The organism is Pseudoxanthomonas sp. GW835-FHT14C01 (assembly GCF_058793715.1).
The window spans coordinates 40,245-55,560 of record NZ_JBXAGB010000001.1 but is presented as its reverse complement, the minus strand read 5'-3'; the positions used below and the strand labels follow the sequence as shown (position 1 = coordinate 55,560).

Sequence of the window (15,316 nt, the reverse complement as noted above, 5' to 3'; positions counted from 1 at the left end):
GCAATCCCACAGGCGGTCCCTGGCGGGGAACCGGCGACGGCGGAACGAAGATTCCCCGCTGCCGGTTCCCCGCGTCGTTTCCGGCATTGCGCGATGAGCGCGCGGTAGGAAGAAGCGCGTCGGCCGCCACTGCCGTAACCGACGAACGGCAGACCGGCTGCGGGACGCGCGGTGGCCATCGCGGACTGCGCGGCGAAGCGGTCGAAGAGGACGGTGCGCGCATCCGTTTCCGCGTCGGCGAGGTGGCGTGGAAGACGACGATGCATCGCCTCGCGAGGGAAAAAAGTTTGCGCAAATCGGCGCAGTCGGGCTTGTGCGACGCGAAATCCGACACCCCTGCGGAAAGTTTTTTTTAGCCGCCGTTCAAGGCGTTCGCAAGGCGGATGCTGTGCGCCGGATAGCGGTCGCGTCGTCGTCGGCGGCGAAGGCTCGCGCGACGTCGATGAAAAAAAAGCGCGTTTTACCGATGTTTTTTTTCATGCGCATGTCGGCGGGCCGCGTCGGCGGCATCCACTGCCGGCATGAGGGCGTCGTCGTCGATGCCCGCCACCGCCATGCCGTCGGGACGGCCGTTGAAAAAAAGTTGCACGAGGGTGTTGACACCTTGAAAAACCGTGATTAGGTTTCGCCCCAAGCAGCGCTTGCTGCGGAAGCGAGTGAGTCGAATCAACACGATAGCGCGAGAGACAACACAGCCCATCGTCCGCACCGGGATCACGGTGGACGCAGGCCTCGCTTCCCCCGGAAAAATGCAACGCCCCTTCTTCAACGCACCCGTGTCGCCCGGCGACACGGGTGTTTTCGTATTTGTAGGGGGCCGGGTTTCGCACGCCTGGCTCCCTGGGGAATCCGCATCGCCGCGCGTGTCGCGACGACGGCTGCCGACGGGTCCGACTCCCGCGGCGTTTCTTGCAGCTGGGCCTGCCTCCGGGCAGATGTGCTGTAACCAGACGTAAAAATCCATAGTTCACTGACGAGGAGCCATCACATGGCAACGAAGAAAGCTGCGAAGAAGAAACCGGCCGCCAAGAAGGCTGCCAAGAAGGCCACCAAGAAGTCTGCGGCCAAGAAGACCGTGAAGAAGGCAGTGAAGAAGGCTGCCAAGAAGGTCGCCAAGAAGGTCGCCAAGGCCAAGAAGGCGGTGAAGAAGGTCGCGAAGAAGGCCGCCAAGAAGGTCGCCAAGAAGCCGGCGAAGAAGGCTGCCAAGAAGTCCGTCAAGAAGGCCGCCAAGAAGTCCGTGAAGAAGGCCGCCAAGAAGGTCGCCAAGAAGCCGGCGAAGAAGGCTGCCAAGAAGACCGCGAAGAAGGCTGCCAAGAAAGTAGCCAAGAAGCCGGCCAAGAAGGCCGCGAAGAAGGCCGCCAAGAAGCCTGCCAAGAAGTCCAAGAAGAAAGCGGCCCCCGTCGCGCTGCCGGCCACCCCGGCTCCGCTGATCTAAGCCAACCCCGATTACACGTAACACCATGGACTCTCTCCCTGTGCCCAGCGGGGGGAGAGTTTTTTTATGGGCGAACGGCTAGGCTGCCGTTTCCCGAATGCCGAGGAGGCTGCGCATGAAATTCATCAGGTGGGTGCTGGCGGCGATCGCCGTGCTGGGCGTGATCTTCATCGCGGGCGGGCTGCTCCTGCCGTCGACGACCCATGTGGAGCGCAGCATCGTCATCGAACGCAGCCCGGCGCAGGTGTTCGCCACGCTGGATTCGTTCGAGCGCTTCAGTGCGTGGTCGCCGTGGGCCGAGTACGACCCGCAGGCGACGTACACCTTCGAAGGGCCCGCCAGCGGCGTGGGTGCGCGGATGCGCTGGGTGGGCAATCGCGCGGTGGGCAGCGGCAGCCAAGAGATCACCGCCAGCGAACCGCACCGTCGCATCGCAGTGGCGCTGGATTTCGACGGCAGCCAGGCGCAGGCGAGCTATCTGCTGGCGCCTGAGGGCAAGGGGACGCGCGTGACGTGGGCGTTCGACAGCGCGCACGGACTGAACCCGTTCAAGCGTTGGCTGGGCCTGCTGTTCGACCGGATGATCGGGGCGGACTACGAAAAAGGCTTGGCCAGGCTCAAGGCCATGCTCGAGCAGGACGCGCAGACGTAAGGGGACGCGGCGGACCGGAGATCCGACGCAACGGAGAGACGGTGGACGATGCCCCGCAACGCTTCTTCCATCGAGGCGTGCTGGGGCGGTCGCGTGCGCTACCGGCCGCGGAGGGCCTGTCCTGATCCGATCGGCCGCAAGCAGCGTGGTTCGACACGCTCGCCGCGAGCGGGCTCAGGCATTCGTCCTCAGCGCGGCGACGCGGTGCCGCGTTGCGAGGACGTACCGCTGTCCTTGCGGGTGTCGGCAGGCGTGGTTTCGGGCGACTCGGCCAGCAGCAGATCGTAATCCGCAGGCGTTTCCACCCACGGCTGCCCCGGCAGGCCCATCGCGCGGTCGAGGATCGTGGGCAGCAGGCCCGAGGGCAGCGAACTGTCGCTGTTCCAGACCAGGGCCACGCCCAGGTCCTGTCCCGGCACCAGTGCGACCAGGCCGCGATAGCCCTGCACGGCGCCGGCATGGAAGACCACCTGCTGGCCCGCATAGTCGAACACGCGCCAGCCGAGCGCGTAACTGGCGGAATGGACGCGCTCGCGACGCCAGCCGCCACGCATCTCGCCCGGCGTGGTCACCACCGGTGAATGCAGCGTGGCCAGCAGCGGTGCAGGCAGTACGTCAGGACGGTGACCGGTCTGCGCGATCAGCCACTGCGCCAGATCGCTGACGCTGGCGTTGACGCCGGCGGCGGGCGGCAGGCGGTAGTAGGTCGGCTTCGGCGTCAGCGATACCCAGCCGTTGCGGCTGCGCACGTGCGGCCGCGCCCAGCGCGTGCTGCCCTGGATGCCGGCCAGGCCCACGCTCGCGTCGTTCATGCCCAGCGGCTTGAAGATGCGGCGGTCCACTGCCTGGTCGTAGAAGGTGCCGGACGCGGCGAACACCACGTCGCCGATCAGGCTGTAGGCGACGTTCTGGTAGGCGTAGCACTCGCCCGGCGCGCACTTCAGCGGCGCGTAGGCCAGCTTGCGGGCGACGTCGTAATACTCCGCGTTCGCCTCGATGTCGCGGTCGAAGGCGTTGTGCGCCTGCAGGCCGACGCTGTGGCTCAGCACGTCGGCCACGGTCACGCGCGAGGTCGCGTTGGCGTCGCTCAACTGGAAGCCGGGGACGAACTGGTTGACCTTGCTGTCCCAGCGCAGCGAGCCGTCCTGCACCATCAGGCCGGTCAGCGTGCTCGCGAACGCCTTCGACAGCGAGGCAAGCCGGAACACGGTGTGCGAATCGACCTGCTGCGGATTGACCACGTCGGTGACGCCGTAGCCGCGCGCGCTGAGCACGCGACCGTTGTGGACGATGGCCATCGCCAGGCCGGGCACGCGCTGGCCGACGGTCAGGTGCTCGGCCATGGTCTCGAACGACCGCACATCGAAGCCGGCCGCGAGCGGCTGGATGTTCTGTTCCGGCAGCGACGTGCGGTATGGGCGAGGCTGGGTCGGCGATACGTACGCCGCGGCGCTGGCGGACGCCGCCGTGGTATCCGCCCCCGGTTGGGAGGCTGCCGGCCAGCGCAGTGCGGTCTGTGCCGTCGACGACAACGTCAGCGGCAGCAGCAGGCCGACCAGGCCGATCCGGAAAACGTGCAGCGATCGCCGGCGTGTCGTGTGTTTCATCGTGCGTGGGGCCTGCGTGAGCGGTTGCCGTCGAGGGATCATAACGCCGCTTTTTTCGATTGCACAAACAGGGAGAAGTTCTGTGTCCATGTTGTTCATCCTGTTGCCGATTTCAGGTGTGGCGCGCGTCCCGTTTTTGCTGGCATCTGCCGCGTGCGGGGATGTCGACCGCGTGAGTGCGTTCAGGAATGCATTCGCAAGGAGGCATGCAATTTCCACGCCGGATCGGATTGGATGCGATCACGCGTGCCGCGCACGCGCGGGGATCGACGCTGACGCGTATTCAGGGAGATGTTCGCCTGAACGCACGCGCGTTAAGCCGTCGCCATCGGGGTGGATGGCGATGCTTCGCGGGTGGGTGTTGAGGTGATCAGCCCGCCGTGGCGGAGGCGGGCTGTGCGGCAGTGACCTGGAGATGGCCGCCCGACAACACCGGAATGCCGCGGATCAGGTCCGAGGCGCGCTCGGCGATCATGATGGTGGGAGCGTTGGTGTTGCCGCCGATCAGCGACGGCATCACCGAGGCGTCGACGACCCGCAGTCCGTCCACGCCGCGCACGCGGAGCTGTGGATCGACCACGGCCGCCTCGTCGTCACCGATCCGGCAGGTGCCGACCGGGTGGTAGACGGTTTCGGCCTTGGCGCGGATGAAGGCGACCAGTTCCGCGTCGGACAGGTCGGTGCGCGCGGGGTGGATCGGCGCACCGCGGTAGGCGTCGAACGCCGGCTGGGCGAACAGCTCGCGCGACAGCTTGGCGCACTCGACCATCATCTTCAGGTCGAAGCCGTCCGGATCGCTCAGGTAGTTCGCCTCGATGCGTGCATCGGCACGCGGATCCGCGCTGGCCAGCAGGATGCGGCCGCGGCTGCGCGGACGCAGGAAGCAGGCATGCGCGGTGTAGCCGTCGCCGGGCAGCCGGTTGCGGCCGTGGTCGTCGAGCATGGCCGGCACGAAGTGCATCTGGATGTCGGGCCGTTCGTCCGGCGCCAGCGGCGAGCGCACGAAGGCGCCGGCCTCGGCGATGTTGCTGCTGCCCGGGCCGCTGTGCCCGCGCAGGAAGTAGTCGAAGGCGGTCTTCAGTTCGCTGGTGCGGTCGTAGGTCACGCGCCGGGTGCTGTGCTGCAGGGTGCAGATGTCGAGGTGGTCCTGCAGGTTGCCGCCGACGCCGGGCAGTGCATGTCGCACGCTGATGCCGGTCTGCTCCAGGTGCTCCGCAGGGCCGATGCCGGACAGCATCAGCAGCTGCGGGGAATTGATCGCGCCACCGCTCAGCAGCACCTCGCCGCCGCAGCGCACGATGACCTCGTGGCCGCCACGCGCATACGCCACGCCGACGGCGCGTCCTTTCTCCAGCAGGACGCGGCGTACCAGCGCGCCGGTGACGATGTCGAGGTTCTGGCGATCGCGCGCCGGGTCCAGGTAGGCGACCGCCGACGAACAGCGAGCGCCGTCCTTCTGGGTGACCTGGTACAGGCCGAACCCGGCCTGCGAAGGACCGTTGAAGTCGCCGTTGCGCGCGAAGCCGGCCTGCACGCCGGCTTCGATGAAGGCAGCGGAGAGCGGGTTGGTGTAGCGCAGGTCGGAGACATACAAAGGACCTTCGCCGCCATGCAGCGCATCGGCGCCGCGCCCATTGCGCTCGGAACGGCGGAAGTACGGCAGGGTGCTGGCCCAGTCCCAGCCGTCGGCGCCGGCGTTCGCCCAGTCGTCGTAATCCTGCGGTACGCCGCGGATGTAGCACATGGCATTGATCGAGCTGGAACCACCCAGCACCTTGCCGCGCGGCCACCACAGGCGGCGGTTGTCGAGCTGCGGTTCGGGCGCGGTGTCGTAGTTCCAGTTGACGCCCTTCTGGCCGACCAGCTTGGCCAGGCCGGCGGGCATGTGGATGAAGGGATGCCAGTCGCGCGGGCCGGCTTCCAGCAGCAGCACGCGGCATGCGGGATCTTCGCTCAGGCGATGGGCTAGGACGCAGCCGGCGGAGCCGGCGCCCACGATGATGTAGTCGTACACATGCTGCCCTGTTGCGAAGTCCGGCCGAACCTAGCGGCGGGGGATAGAGCAAATGCTCTGCGGGTGCGACCGGATGCCGCATCGCCGGGCATGCGTGCGGTTCCCGCGCCGCGTTTGTCGGGAAAAGGCTGGCGATGTTGCAGTGCATCGGATACCTTGCGCGCCACAGGCGGGCGGTGCCCGCGCCCCGACGATGCGATCGCAGGCCGCGCCCCATGGAACCGTCCTCCCCAGCGACCACCCGGTTCGGCCGACTCGGTGCGGCGATGTCCGAGTCTCCGCCGCTGGTATGGGCCTTCATCTATTTCTTCTGCCTGCTGAGCGGCTACTACGTGCTGCGGCCGGTGCGCGAGGCGATGGCAGCATCCAGCGATATCGAAGCCGTGTTCCCGCCCGCCTTGATCGCGTTCTTCGCCGACCGGGGCATCGCACTGGGCGAGTTCACGCTGCAGTTCATCTTCAGCACCGTGTTCCTGATCATGCTGGTGCTGCAGCCGGTCTATGGCTGGCTGGTGAGCCGTTTCCCGCGACGGGTCTTCCTGCCGGTGATCTACGGGTTCTTCATCGCCACGCTGCTGGCGTTCTACGCCATGTTCGACAGCGGCATCGCAGGCCGCGGCCTGGCGTTCATCCTGTGGATCACCGTGTTCAACCTGTTCGCGGTCGCCGTGTTCTGGAGTTTCATGGCGGACGTCTTCACCAATGCCGAAGCGAAACGCTACTACGGCTACATCGGCGCCGCGGGCACGATGGGCGCGTTCCTGGGGCCCGCGCTGACGAAGGCGCTGGTGGTGCGCGTGGGTATCCCCAACATGATGCTCGTGTCGGCCTTCCTGTTCTCCGTATGCGTGCTGTGCATCGTCAGGCTGAGGACGTGGGCCGTGGCGCGCGAGGCGGAGCGTCGCCAGGCCAGCGGCGAAGTCCCGATGGGCGGCGAGGTGCTGGCGGGACTGAAGCTGATCGTGCGCGAGCCGCTGCTGCGCTGGCTCGCCGTCATGGTGGTCATGGGCGTGGGCGTGGGCACGCTGCTCTACAATGAGCAGAACGCCATCGCGCGCACCATGTTCACGTCGGCCGAGGCCCGCGCCGACTACTTCGCCACGCTGGACCTGGCGGTCAATTCACTGACCCTGGTGGTGCAACTGCTGTTGACCCGCGTGCTGCTGTCCCGCTTCGGTATCGCCCCGGCGCTGCTGATCCCCGGGTGCGCGATCATCGTCGGGTTTTCCATCCTCTCCGCTTCACCATTGCCGATGATGGTGGCGATCGTGCAGGTGGTCACCCGTGCCAGCGAGTTCTCGCTGGCCAAGCCCGCGCGGGAGACCATCTACACCCGCGTCGGTCGCGAGTGGCGCTACAAGGCCGGTGCCGCTATCGACACGGTGGTCTATCGCGGCGGCGACCTCAGCTTCGTCTGGCTGCACAAGCTGCTGTCCGCGTTCGGCTCGAACGTGGTGTTCGGTGCCGGCCTGCTGGTCGCCAGCGCCATGACCTTCAGTGCCTGGAGGTTGCTGCGCGAGGAATCGAAGCTGCCTTCCGAACGTGACCTCGCCGCTGCGCCGCCCGGCACCGCGAAGGCCTGACGCGCGACGGCAGACGTCGCAGCAGGCAGCCGCTATGCTGCCTGCAATACGACGGAAGGGGAAAACGGAATGGGTGCGATCGCGACGGTACTGGTGGTGCTGGTGGCTGTGTTGCACGTGTATTTCCTGGTCCTGGAGATGTTCCTCTGGACCCGCCCGCTGGGACTGAAGACCTTCCGCAACACACCGGAGAAGGCCGAGACCACCCGCGTGCTCGCCGCCAACCAGGGGCTCTACAACGGCTTCCTCGCCGCCGGTCTGCTGTGGGGCCTATGCACCGCGCAATGGAACGTCGTGGTCTTCTTCCTGCTCTGCGTGATCGTGGCGGCGCTGTACGGTGCGTGGAGCGTCAACAAACGCATCTTCTTCGTGCAGGGCCTGCCGGCGATCGCGGCACTGGTCGCGGTGTTGCTCCGCTAGTCCGCACTGCCGACAGCAGGCGTCAACGCATCGCCCAGGCCAGTACCAGCGCGCCTGCGGCGAACAGCACCACCCACGCCAGATGGCGCCCGCGGGTGAACAGCAGCGGCAGCAGGCAAGACAGCAGCAGCGTGATCGCAAGTGTCATGCCGATGCTGCGTCCCGCCGCTTCGGGCAACTCCCCGAGCTGCAGGACGACCGCCGCCAGCCCCCATGCGATCACCGTGGTCAGGTGCCAGGCGAAGCGCAGAGTGCGGGTAGTGAACGCGGTGCCGCCGAACAGCTTCGGCAGATCCTGCCGCCGGAACAGGCGGGTGAGCAGGTAGCGTTCGCCCAGCACCGAGTGCGCCAGACCGAGCAGGAAGATCAGCGTGGCGGCGGCGAGCAGCATGTCAGCCGTCTTTCCGCGGACGCGGCGATACCCACATGTCGATGCGGGCACGGAAGACCGGCTCGCCCTGTGGATTGCTGACCACCACGTCCATCGGCAGCGCGTAGCCTTCCGCGGATTCGCGCGGTTCGAATGCCGGCGTGGCCACCGCGTGCATCTCGCCCACGGCCTTCTTCAAATACTCGACGGTCATGCCCTTGGGAATCCAGCGCATCGAGCGCGGGATGCTGACGTCGGTGGTCAGGCCGCCGACGAACTCGGCCAGGTTGCACAGCGCAATGGCGTGCACCGTGCCCAGGTGGTTGGTGACGGAGCGCCGGTGGCGGATCGTCGCCTCGCCACGGCCCGGCTCCAGCCGCACCATGCGCGGCGCGATGCTGGCGAAGTAGGGCGCCTTGAAGCAGATGAGGCGCGAGAACAGCCAGTGGCCCAGCGGCTTGCGGCTCAGGCTGCGGTAGATCTCGAGGACGTTCGCGCTCATTCGAAGCTTCCGTATCGGTTTCTTCCCCCGCTCGTGGGAGAAGGTCGGGATCGCAGGCGGTGACAGTGAGGCCGGATCACTACAAGCCGCGACGGTCCTTGGATGGTGTCGCGACACACAGAGGGGATGGCGGCTTCGGTCGCCTCCACCCCGGCCCTCCCCGCAGGCGGAGGAGGGCAGGAGATGCCTCAGGCCGCTTCGCGCGGGTGCCGCTTGTGCTGCGGCAGGTCGTAGAAGCTGGCCGCACGCAGTTCGTGGGTGTCGAAGTCGTCCACGGTGATCGTGTCCAGCGTGATCGCGCGCAGCTCTTCCAACTGCTTGCGCTCGTCGGCGGTGATCCAGCCTTCACGCACACCCTCATCCAGCTGCGCGCTGTAGTCCAGCGCCTCGATATCCTTGGTCTTCAGCGCTTTCTGGAACTTGCGCTCGACCGGCTCGGCGGCGACGGCCGCAGCCAGATAGCTATCGATGCGGCCGCCCGGGTTGTTGTCGCACGGGGTCAGGAACACGCCCTGGCCGATACGGTCGCGCGCTTCGTTCGGCGCCATCAGCAGCATGGCGACGCGATGGCTCAGGCGGTCGCCCGGCGCCACGGCACGACGGCCGAACGGGAACACCACCGGCCACAGCAGCCAGCCCAGCGGCTTGATCGGGAAGTTGCGCAGCGCCTGCGACAGTGCGAGTTCGATCTCGTACGCGCTGTTGTGGAACGCCCACGCCAGCAGCGGCTTGTCGGCTTCCGGCGCGCCTTCGTCGTGATGGCGCTTCAGCACCGCGCTCATCATGTACAGGTGGCTCAGCACGTCGCCCAGGCGGCCCGACAGCGATTCCTTGAACTTCAGCTTGCCGCCCAGCGCGCCGAGCGAGATGTCGGTCAGCAGCGCCAGGTTGGCGGCGTAGCGGTCGAGCTTGCGGAAGAACTTCTTCGTGTACGCATCGCCGGGTGCCGCGCCGATCTTCGAGCCGGTGATGCCGAACCAGAACGAGCGCACCGCGTTGGAGATCGCGCCGCCGATGTGCGGATACAGCGCCGCATCGAGCGCGTTGACGCCGGCCTTGGGGTCCGGATCGGTCGCCGCGCGCATCTCCTTCATGATGTACGGATGGCACAGGATCGAGCCCTGGCCGAAGATCAGCAGGCTGCGCGTCATGATGTTCGCGCCTTCCACCGTGATCGCGATCGGCGAGGCCTGCCACGCACGGCCGGCGAAGTTGCGCGGGCCCAGGATGATGCCCTTGCCGCCGACGATGTCCATCACATCCTTGGCGACGTCGCGGCCCATGTTGGTGCAGTGGTACTTGGCGATCGCCGACGGCACCGACGGCACGTCGCCGCGATCCACCGCCGCGGCGGTGGCCTGCGACAGCGCGCTGATCGCATAGGCCTTGCCGCCGATGCGGGCCAGTGCCTCTTCCACGCCTTCGAAGCGGCCGACCGACAGGCCGAACTGCTTGCGGATGCGCGCATACGCGCCAGTGACGCGCGCGCCGGCCTTCGCGCCGCCGCTGGCGGTGGAGGGCAGGGTGATCGAGCGGCCCACGGCGAGGCACTCGTTGAGCATGTTCCAGCCCTTGCCGGCCATCTCCACGCCACCGATCAGCTGGCTGAGCGGAATGAACACGTCCTTGCCGTGGATCGGGCCGTTCTGGAAAGGCGAGTTGAGCGGAAAGTGGCGACGGCCGACGTCGACGCCCTCGGTATCGCGCGGCAGCAGCGCCAGGGTGATGCCGATGTCGCGCGTATCGCCGATCAGGCCGTCCGGGTCGTACATGCGGAACGCCAGGCCGATGATCGTGGCGACCGGCGCCAGCGTGATGTAGCGCTTGTCGAAGGTCAGGCGGATGCCCAGCACGTTGGCGCCGTTCCATTCGCCCTTGCAGACGATGCCGTAGTCCGGGATCGATGTGGCGTCGGAGCCGGCGAACGGACCGGTCAGGCCGAAGCAAGGCACTTCCTGGCCGATCGCCAGGCGCGGCAGGTAATAGTCCTTCTGTTCCTGCGTGCCATAGTGGTTGAGCAGTTCACCCGGACCCAGCGAGTTGGGCACGCCGACGGTGGAACTGACCACGCTGCTGACCGAGGCGATCTTCTGGATGACCTTGTGGTGCGCCAGCGCAGAGAAGCCCAGGCCGCCGTACTGTTTCGGGATGATCATGCCGAAGAACTTGTTCTTCTTGATGAAGTCCCACAGCTCCGGCGGCAGGTCGGCGTGGATATGGGTGATTTCCCAGTCGTTGGTCATCCGGCACAGCTCTTCGACCGGACCGTCCAGGAATGCCTGCTCTTCTTCCGTGAGTTGCGGCTTCGGATAGGCCAGCAGCTTGTTCCAGTCCGGGTCGCCGGTGAACAGGTCGCCTTCGAAACCCACCGAGCCGGTTTCCAGCGCGATGCGCTCGGTCTGCGACAGCGGCGGCAGCGCGCGGCGCAGGAAGCCCAGCGCCGGCGCGGTGATCAGCGGCTTGCGGATCGCCGGGATCAGCAGCGGCACCGCGATCGCCACCACGACCAGCGCCGCGACGACGGTGGCGGTGGGGTTGGCGCCCAGCAGCCAGCACGCGACCAGCAGGCTGGCGGTGATCGCCGCCCAGTAGGCGAGCCGGATCCGGTGGTACGCGGCGAACGCGCCCGCCAGCAGGAAGGCGAGGAAGGGGATGACGATGCTCATGGCGTTGCTCCGGACACGGATTCGGTTACATCGGATTCGGCGTTACCCGGCGTGGCCGACAGGCCTGCCAAGTATTCCAGCACGGTGGCGGTAAATGCGTCGTTGTCGTCGCCGGCCACCATGTGCGTGGCCTGCGGCAGGTGTACGTGGCGCGCATGCGGCACCAGCGTCTTGAACTCTTCGACGGTCTTCTCGGAGACCAGGTCGCTGCGGCCGCCGCTGATCAGCAGCACCGGGCACCGTACGCGGCGCGCCGCGTCGGCGATGGTGTCCTGGTGCCGGGCGCTGTCGCGCGCCAGTTCGTCGACCAGGCGCGGATCCCAGTGCCAGCGCCAGCGTCCGTCGTCGCCCTCGCGCAGCAGTTCGCGCAGGTCGTCGGCGGATTTGCGGGTGCGGCGTTGCGGCTGGTAGGCGGCGATGGTGTCGGCCGCATGTTCCAGTGAATCGAAACCGTCCGGGAAGGCCGTCATGAAGGCGAGGATGCGCTGCAGGCCGGCATGCTCCCAGCGCGGGGTGATGTCGACCAGCACCATCGCGCGGAACAAGCCGGGCCAGCGCGATTCGGCGATCAGGCCGAACAGTCCGCCCATCGACGCGCCGACCAGCACGGGCGGTTCGGGCTGTTCGCCGGCCACGACGATCAGGTCGTCGGCGAACTGGTCGCCGGTATAGGGGACATCGGCGGCGTTGCGGTCCGAGCCGCCATGGCCGCGGGCGTCATAGGCGAGGCCGGCATAGCCCTGTGCGGCCATCCGTTCGCCGGTGCGGCTCCAGGCACCCCCGGTCTGGCCGAAGCCGTGCGCATAGATAAGCGCCGGATGGCTCTGCAGTGCACGGGGCGAGGGGAAGCGGCGGGTCGCCAATGCGACATCCCCCTGTCCGTTCAGCACGCGATCCGCTCCCGCGCCGGTAACGATGGGCGAGGTCGCGAGGGCGGATGAAGTCGGAATGACCATACGGCCTAGTATGGGTTGTCGCATTTAGAGCAGTCAATCGGTTTGAACGCCCGGGTTTCACATGCAACCGATTGATTTGGCTTTATTTGTTGTGCATCGCAACATACATACCGCTACACACCTCGGCGTATGGTTAAATGCGGACCATGAGCACACCCAGCCCGGAAACACCCGCCAGCACGCCCACCCGCAACGCCCGCCTGAGTGCGGACGACTGGGCACAGGCGGCCCTCGACCTGATCGCGGAGCAGGGTGTGTCGGCGGTGGCGGTGGAACCGCTGGCGCGCCGGCTGGGGGTCACCAAGGGCAGCTTCTACTGGCATTTCCCCTCCCGCGATGCGCTGCTGCAGGCAGCGCTGGAGCGCTGGGAAGTGGGGGAGCAGGAGAACATCTTCGGCAGCCTGGAGAAGGTCGCCGATCCGCGCGAGCGCCTGCGTGCGCTGTTCCAGCTGGTCGGCCATGAGGTCAAACCGCACATCATCTACAGCGAGCTGCTGAAGGCGCTGGACCATCCAGCCGTGCAGCCCGTGATCGACCGCATCTCGCAGCGCCGCCTCGATTACCTGGTGGCGATGTTCCGCCAGGCAGGCCTGCAGCGCACCGACGCCACGCATCGCGCGCGCCTGGCCTACGCGGCCTACGTCGGCTTCCTGCAGTTGTCGCTGCAGTTGCAGCAGCCGCGCATGACCTCGGAAGAGTTCGAGACGTATCTCGAACACGTCATCTCGACGTTGATCCCGACCTGAGTTCCGTAGGGTGGGCCTTGGCCCACCGCGCGTGATCTTCGTATCGACGGCAGGCTGAGGACCTCCCTGGGTTGAGACCAGGGTGCTGACTACTGTGATGACGTTGCGCTGCCCGGATCGGCCCACCGCGTGGCCTGCATGTGCGAAGACAGCAGGCCCAGGCCAGCACGTACTTCCAGATCATCGAACTGCGTCGTCGAGGTGACACGCACCGTCGCGTGGACTCTTGGCTCGGCATCCAGAAAGCAATCTGTGCATCGCTGGATCGTCAGGATCTTTACGGTGGATCCTTCCGGGAAACGTGCCGTGGAGATGACCTCCGGTCCATCGAAGCCGGGTGGCGGAACGATCATGTAGGCGCTCGGCGACGGACCATAGTTCTGATCCATGCTTACGCGATAGACCGTCATATCGGCCGTCGTCCTGTATTCGGCACCTACATAGCTCGCGTACTTCGGATCACGGCTGACATCTTCGTAGCTGACCATGTAGCAGCCGGCCAGCAGGAGCGTCGCCAGTAAGGCAACGAATCTGGCAATCATCGATGATCCCCTTGTTCGCGTTGTCCGGGCTGCGCGGCCACGCGCGCCGTGTCGATGGCGGGCCAAGGCCCGCCCTACGGTGTAGCGGACGCTGCCCGCTTCAATTCCGACAATCGCACCATCACGTACGCCAGCAGCGCCACCGCGAAGAACGCCAGCAGCATCCAGGCGATACCCTGAAGCGTCTCGATGACGGTGCGATACACCTCCAGCACCCAGCGTTCGGTGGTCAGGACGATGATCTCCGCCTTGTCCTTGTCCATCCACTGCGGCGCGGTGATATAGCGCTCCAGTTCGTGGATGCGCACGCCGGACGACACGCCGACCACGAGGACGGCGAACTGCATGTAACGCAGCCACGCCTTGCTGATGTCGTCGGCGATGATGCGGGTGAGGATGCGATCGATCGGCTTGGAGAACATCCACGTCACGCTCCAGGCGACGGCGGCGGACAGCAGCAAGGTGACGGCAAGCAGGGTCAGGAACATGTCGATCTCCTCTTGGGATTACGCCGGTCCCATCGCGGACTGCCGCACACCACCCCGCCATTCCCGCTGCTCGCGCACATACCCGCTGCGCTCCAGCCAACGGAAGATCGAACGCACGGTGACGACCGGGTAGTCGCCGGACAGGCGCGTGCTCACGGAGTGGTCGGTGAAGTCGGTGTTGGCCGAGAACAGCCCGCCCAGCACTCGCTTGGAATACGCGATGTGCACGGTGTCGGGGACGAAGCCATCGCCGCGCGCGAACGCATACGCACTGCGGCGGTCGTAGATGCCGCGGTCGGCGAGAGCGGCGGCCATCACTTCCACGATCCACGCGGTGGAATTCTGGTAGTCCTCGCTGCCGGGACGGGCGATCAGGTTGTAGCGTGGGTGATGCAGGCTGTGGCGCGGCATCTGCTGCAGGCGCGCGGCCAGCCGGTCGGCGACGTCCGGCGCGAACCACACGATGCGCAGGTCCTGGTTCACCAGATCGTCGGCGAAGAAATTCACCAGCCCCTGCGTATACAGGCCTGAGCGATCGCTGCCGCATTCGTTGAGCAGGTGCACGACGGTCCAGCGCCCGTGCGCGTGGTCGCGCACCGCGAAGCCGGCGTGGCTGTACACCAGTCCCTGCTTCGACAGGTCGGTGCCGACGCGCGCGATCAGCGCGACCGGCGCATCCACCTCGTCCAGCTGTTGCGCGGCGAGCAGCGCGGTCCGTGCCGCCTCAGCCACCTTGGACGGTGGCATGTCCATCTGCTTGCAGGCATCGCCCGCGCGTGCCGTCCCTGGCAGCGCGAGGACGAAGACGAAACAGAACGCCGCGAGTGCGCGCATCATGCGATTACCCGCCGTAGCGATGGCTGTGGATGTGGGGGCGGGCGGCATCGTTGGCGATGAAGCACAGCGCTTCACCGGCCGCGCTGAGGATCCATCCCGTCGACACCGCCGCCACGCTGATCGCCGCGCCGATGGCGATGCCCAGGCGCTTGACCAGTTCCGCACTCAGGTAGACCACGAAGGACGCGCCGGCCACCACGCCTGCCGCCGCGACGGACACTGTCACCGCCACACTGCCGGCCACCACCGCGACGCCGGCGACCACCGCAGAAGCACCGTGGCCCAGCGCGTGGATCACCGCGACCGGCACCTCGATGGAGGCCGCCAGGCTGGCCTCCGACATCCGGCTGGCGCCGTCGGATTGCGGCGCGGCCGGCGCCGGCAGGGCGAGGCCGCCGGACAGCGCGGCGGCCAGGGCAAGGGTCAGCGAACGGGCGATCAGGCGGGTCATGGCGGGCTCCTGCGGCGTCGGCGCACCTTGGATGCGGCCGGCACCGG

General features: G+C 67.0%; 16 protein-coding genes. 6 read left to right on the top strand and 10 right to left on the bottom strand.

The features are described 5' to 3' along the window. Positions 1–247 precede the first annotated feature (247 nt). The 3 genes from AC1Q5B_RS00240 to AC1Q5B_RS00230 all read left to right on the top strand — a co-directional run bounded on the left by AC1Q5B_RS00240 (position 248) and on the right by AC1Q5B_RS00230 (position 2,087). Positions 248–622 carry a hypothetical protein gene (locus AC1Q5B_RS00240; protein ID WP_492629752.1) on the top strand — a complete coding sequence of 125 codons (375 nt, stop codon included), beginning with the start codon at positions 248–250 and terminating at the stop codon, positions 620–622. Positions 623–988: 366 nt separating this feature from the next. After that, a complete protein-coding gene (locus tag AC1Q5B_RS00235; protein WP_492629751.1) occupies positions 989–1,435 on the top strand; it encodes a hypothetical protein in 447 nt (148 codons plus the stop codon). Positions 1,436–1,550: 115 nt separating this feature from the next. Continuing rightward, positions 1,551–2,087 carry an SRPBCC family protein gene (locus AC1Q5B_RS00230; RefSeq protein WP_492629750.1) on the top strand — a complete coding sequence of 179 codons (537 nt, stop codon included), beginning with the start codon at positions 1,551–1,553 and terminating at the stop codon, positions 2,085–2,087. Positions 2,088–2,275: 188 nt separating this feature from the next. On the opposite strand, the gene AC1Q5B_RS00225 is transcribed toward AC1Q5B_RS00230, so the two are convergent. After that, positions 2,276–3,694 carry a serine hydrolase domain-containing protein gene (locus AC1Q5B_RS00225; protein ID WP_492629749.1) on the bottom strand — a complete coding sequence of 473 codons (1,419 nt, stop codon included), beginning with the start codon at positions 3,692–3,694 and terminating at the stop codon, positions 2,276–2,278. A 370-nt stretch (positions 3,695–4,064) separates the two neighbouring features. After that, complete coding sequence (locus tag AC1Q5B_RS00220) at positions 4,065–5,708, bottom strand: GMC family oxidoreductase (protein ID WP_492629748.1); 1,644 nt, start codon at positions 5,706–5,708, stop codon at positions 4,065–4,067. Between the two features lie 215 nt (positions 5,709–5,923). Between AC1Q5B_RS00220 and AC1Q5B_RS00215 the strand changes: the two genes are divergently transcribed. Both AC1Q5B_RS00215 and AC1Q5B_RS00210 read left to right on the top strand, forming a co-directional pair. Then, positions 5,924–7,291 (top strand): NTP/NDP exchange transporter, encoded by a 1,368-nt coding sequence (locus AC1Q5B_RS00215; RefSeq protein ID WP_492629747.1) that lies wholly within the window; start codon positions 5,924–5,926, stop codon positions 7,289–7,291. 69 nt (positions 7,292–7,360) lie between these two features. Then, positions 7,361–7,711 carry a DUF1304 domain-containing protein gene (locus tag AC1Q5B_RS00210; protein WP_492629746.1) on the top strand — a complete coding sequence of 117 codons (351 nt, stop codon included), beginning with the start codon at positions 7,361–7,363 and terminating at the stop codon, positions 7,709–7,711. A 22-nt stretch (positions 7,712–7,733) separates the two neighbouring features. Here AC1Q5B_RS00210 and AC1Q5B_RS00205 read toward each other — a convergent pair whose 3' ends face one another. The 4 genes from AC1Q5B_RS00205 to AC1Q5B_RS00190 form a co-directional block, all read right to left on the bottom strand. Continuing rightward, on the bottom strand, positions 7,734–8,102 hold the full coding sequence (locus tag AC1Q5B_RS00205; RefSeq protein WP_492629745.1) for a hypothetical protein: 369 nt from the start codon (positions 8,100–8,102) through the stop codon (positions 7,734–7,736). A gap of 1 nt (position 8,103) precedes the next feature. Further along, positions 8,104–8,583, bottom strand: a complete 480-nt coding sequence (locus AC1Q5B_RS00200) for a hotdog fold domain-containing protein (RefSeq protein ID WP_492629744.1) — start codon at positions 8,581–8,583, stop codon at positions 8,104–8,106. Between the two features lie 188 nt (positions 8,584–8,771). Next, complete coding sequence (locus tag AC1Q5B_RS00195) at positions 8,772–11,249, bottom strand: acyl-CoA dehydrogenase (RefSeq protein WP_492629743.1); 2,478 nt, start codon at positions 11,247–11,249, stop codon at positions 8,772–8,774. Further along, the gene (locus AC1Q5B_RS00190) at positions 11,246–12,205 is read right to left on the bottom strand and encodes an alpha/beta fold hydrolase (protein ID WP_492629742.1); all 960 of its coding nucleotides are present in this window, start codon (positions 12,203–12,205) and stop codon (positions 11,246–11,248) included. Before AC1Q5B_RS00190 ends, AC1Q5B_RS00195 begins: the two co-directional genes overlap by 4 nt. Positions 12,206–12,351: 146 nt before the next feature. On the opposite strand from AC1Q5B_RS00190, the gene AC1Q5B_RS00185 reads away from it, so the two are divergent. Next, positions 12,352–12,951 carry a TetR/AcrR family transcriptional regulator gene (locus AC1Q5B_RS00185; protein ID WP_225589231.1) on the top strand — a complete coding sequence of 200 codons (600 nt, stop codon included), beginning with the start codon at positions 12,352–12,354 and terminating at the stop codon, positions 12,949–12,951. Between the two features lie 89 nt (positions 12,952–13,040). On the opposite strand, the gene AC1Q5B_RS00180 is transcribed toward AC1Q5B_RS00185, so the two are convergent. The 4 genes from AC1Q5B_RS00180 to AC1Q5B_RS00165 form a co-directional block, all read right to left on the bottom strand. Further along, on the bottom strand, positions 13,041–13,493 hold the full coding sequence (locus tag AC1Q5B_RS00180) for a hypothetical protein (RefSeq protein WP_492629741.1): 453 nt from the start codon (positions 13,491–13,493) through the stop codon (positions 13,041–13,043). 74 nt (positions 13,494–13,567) lie between these two features. Beyond that, the gene (locus AC1Q5B_RS00175) at positions 13,568–13,981 is read right to left on the bottom strand and encodes a hypothetical protein (protein WP_492629740.1); all 414 of its coding nucleotides are present in this window, start codon (positions 13,979–13,981) and stop codon (positions 13,568–13,570) included. An 18-nt stretch (positions 13,982–13,999) separates the two neighbouring features. Further along, positions 14,000–14,818: a DUF2145 domain-containing protein gene (locus AC1Q5B_RS00170; RefSeq protein WP_492629739.1), complete on the bottom strand. Its 819-nt coding sequence runs from the start codon at positions 14,816–14,818 to the stop codon at positions 14,000–14,002. A 4-nt stretch (positions 14,819–14,822) separates the two neighbouring features. Then, entirely contained in the window at positions 14,823–15,269 is a 447-nt protein-coding gene (locus AC1Q5B_RS00165) for a hypothetical protein (RefSeq protein WP_492629738.1), read from the bottom strand. Positions 15,270–15,316: the final 47 nt, after the last annotated feature.

Excerpts from the sequence above, each read along its gene's own strand:
- AC1Q5B_RS00235 (WP_492629751.1), top strand. The coding sequence starts at position 989 with ATGGCAACGAAGAAAGCTGCGAAGAAGAAACCGGCCGCCAAGAAGGCT.
- AC1Q5B_RS00230 (WP_492629750.1), top strand. The coding sequence starts at position 1,551 with ATGAAATTCATCAGGTGGGTGCTGGCGGCGATCGCCGTGCTGGGCGTG.
- AC1Q5B_RS00225 (WP_492629749.1), bottom strand. The coding sequence starts at position 3,694 with ATGAAACACACGACACGCCGGCGATCGCTGCACGTTTTCCGGATCGGC.
- AC1Q5B_RS00215 (WP_492629747.1), top strand. The coding sequence starts at position 5,924 with ATGGAACCGTCCTCCCCAGCGACCACCCGGTTCGGCCGACTCGGTGCG.
- AC1Q5B_RS00210 (WP_492629746.1), top strand. The coding sequence starts at position 7,361 with ATGGGTGCGATCGCGACGGTACTGGTGGTGCTGGTGGCTGTGTTGCAC.
- AC1Q5B_RS00205 (WP_492629745.1), bottom strand. The coding sequence starts at position 8,102 with ATGCTGCTCGCCGCCGCCACGCTGATCTTCCTGCTCGGTCTGGCGCAC.
- AC1Q5B_RS00200 (WP_492629744.1), bottom strand. The coding sequence starts at position 8,583 with ATGAGCGCGAACGTCCTCGAGATCTACCGCAGCCTGAGCCGCAAGCCG.
- AC1Q5B_RS00195 (WP_492629743.1), bottom strand. The coding sequence starts at position 11,249 with ATGAGCATCGTCATCCCCTTCCTCGCCTTCCTGCTGGCGGGCGCGTTC.
- AC1Q5B_RS00190 (WP_492629742.1), bottom strand. The coding sequence starts at position 12,205 with ATGGTCATTCCGACTTCATCCGCCCTCGCGACCTCGCCCATCGTTACC.
- AC1Q5B_RS00185 (WP_225589231.1), top strand. The coding sequence starts at position 12,352 with ATGAGCACACCCAGCCCGGAAACACCCGCCAGCACGCCCACCCGCAAC.
- AC1Q5B_RS00180 (WP_492629741.1), bottom strand. The coding sequence starts at position 13,493 with ATGATTGCCAGATTCGTTGCCTTACTGGCGACGCTCCTGCTGGCCGGC.
- AC1Q5B_RS00175 (WP_492629740.1), bottom strand. The coding sequence starts at position 13,981 with ATGTTCCTGACCCTGCTTGCCGTCACCTTGCTGCTGTCCGCCGCCGTC.
- AC1Q5B_RS00170 (WP_492629739.1), bottom strand. The coding sequence starts at position 14,818 with ATGATGCGCGCACTCGCGGCGTTCTGTTTCGTCTTCGTCCTCGCGCTG.
- AC1Q5B_RS00165 (WP_492629738.1), bottom strand. The coding sequence starts at position 15,269 with ATGACCCGCCTGATCGCCCGTTCGCTGACCCTTGCCCTGGCCGCCGCG.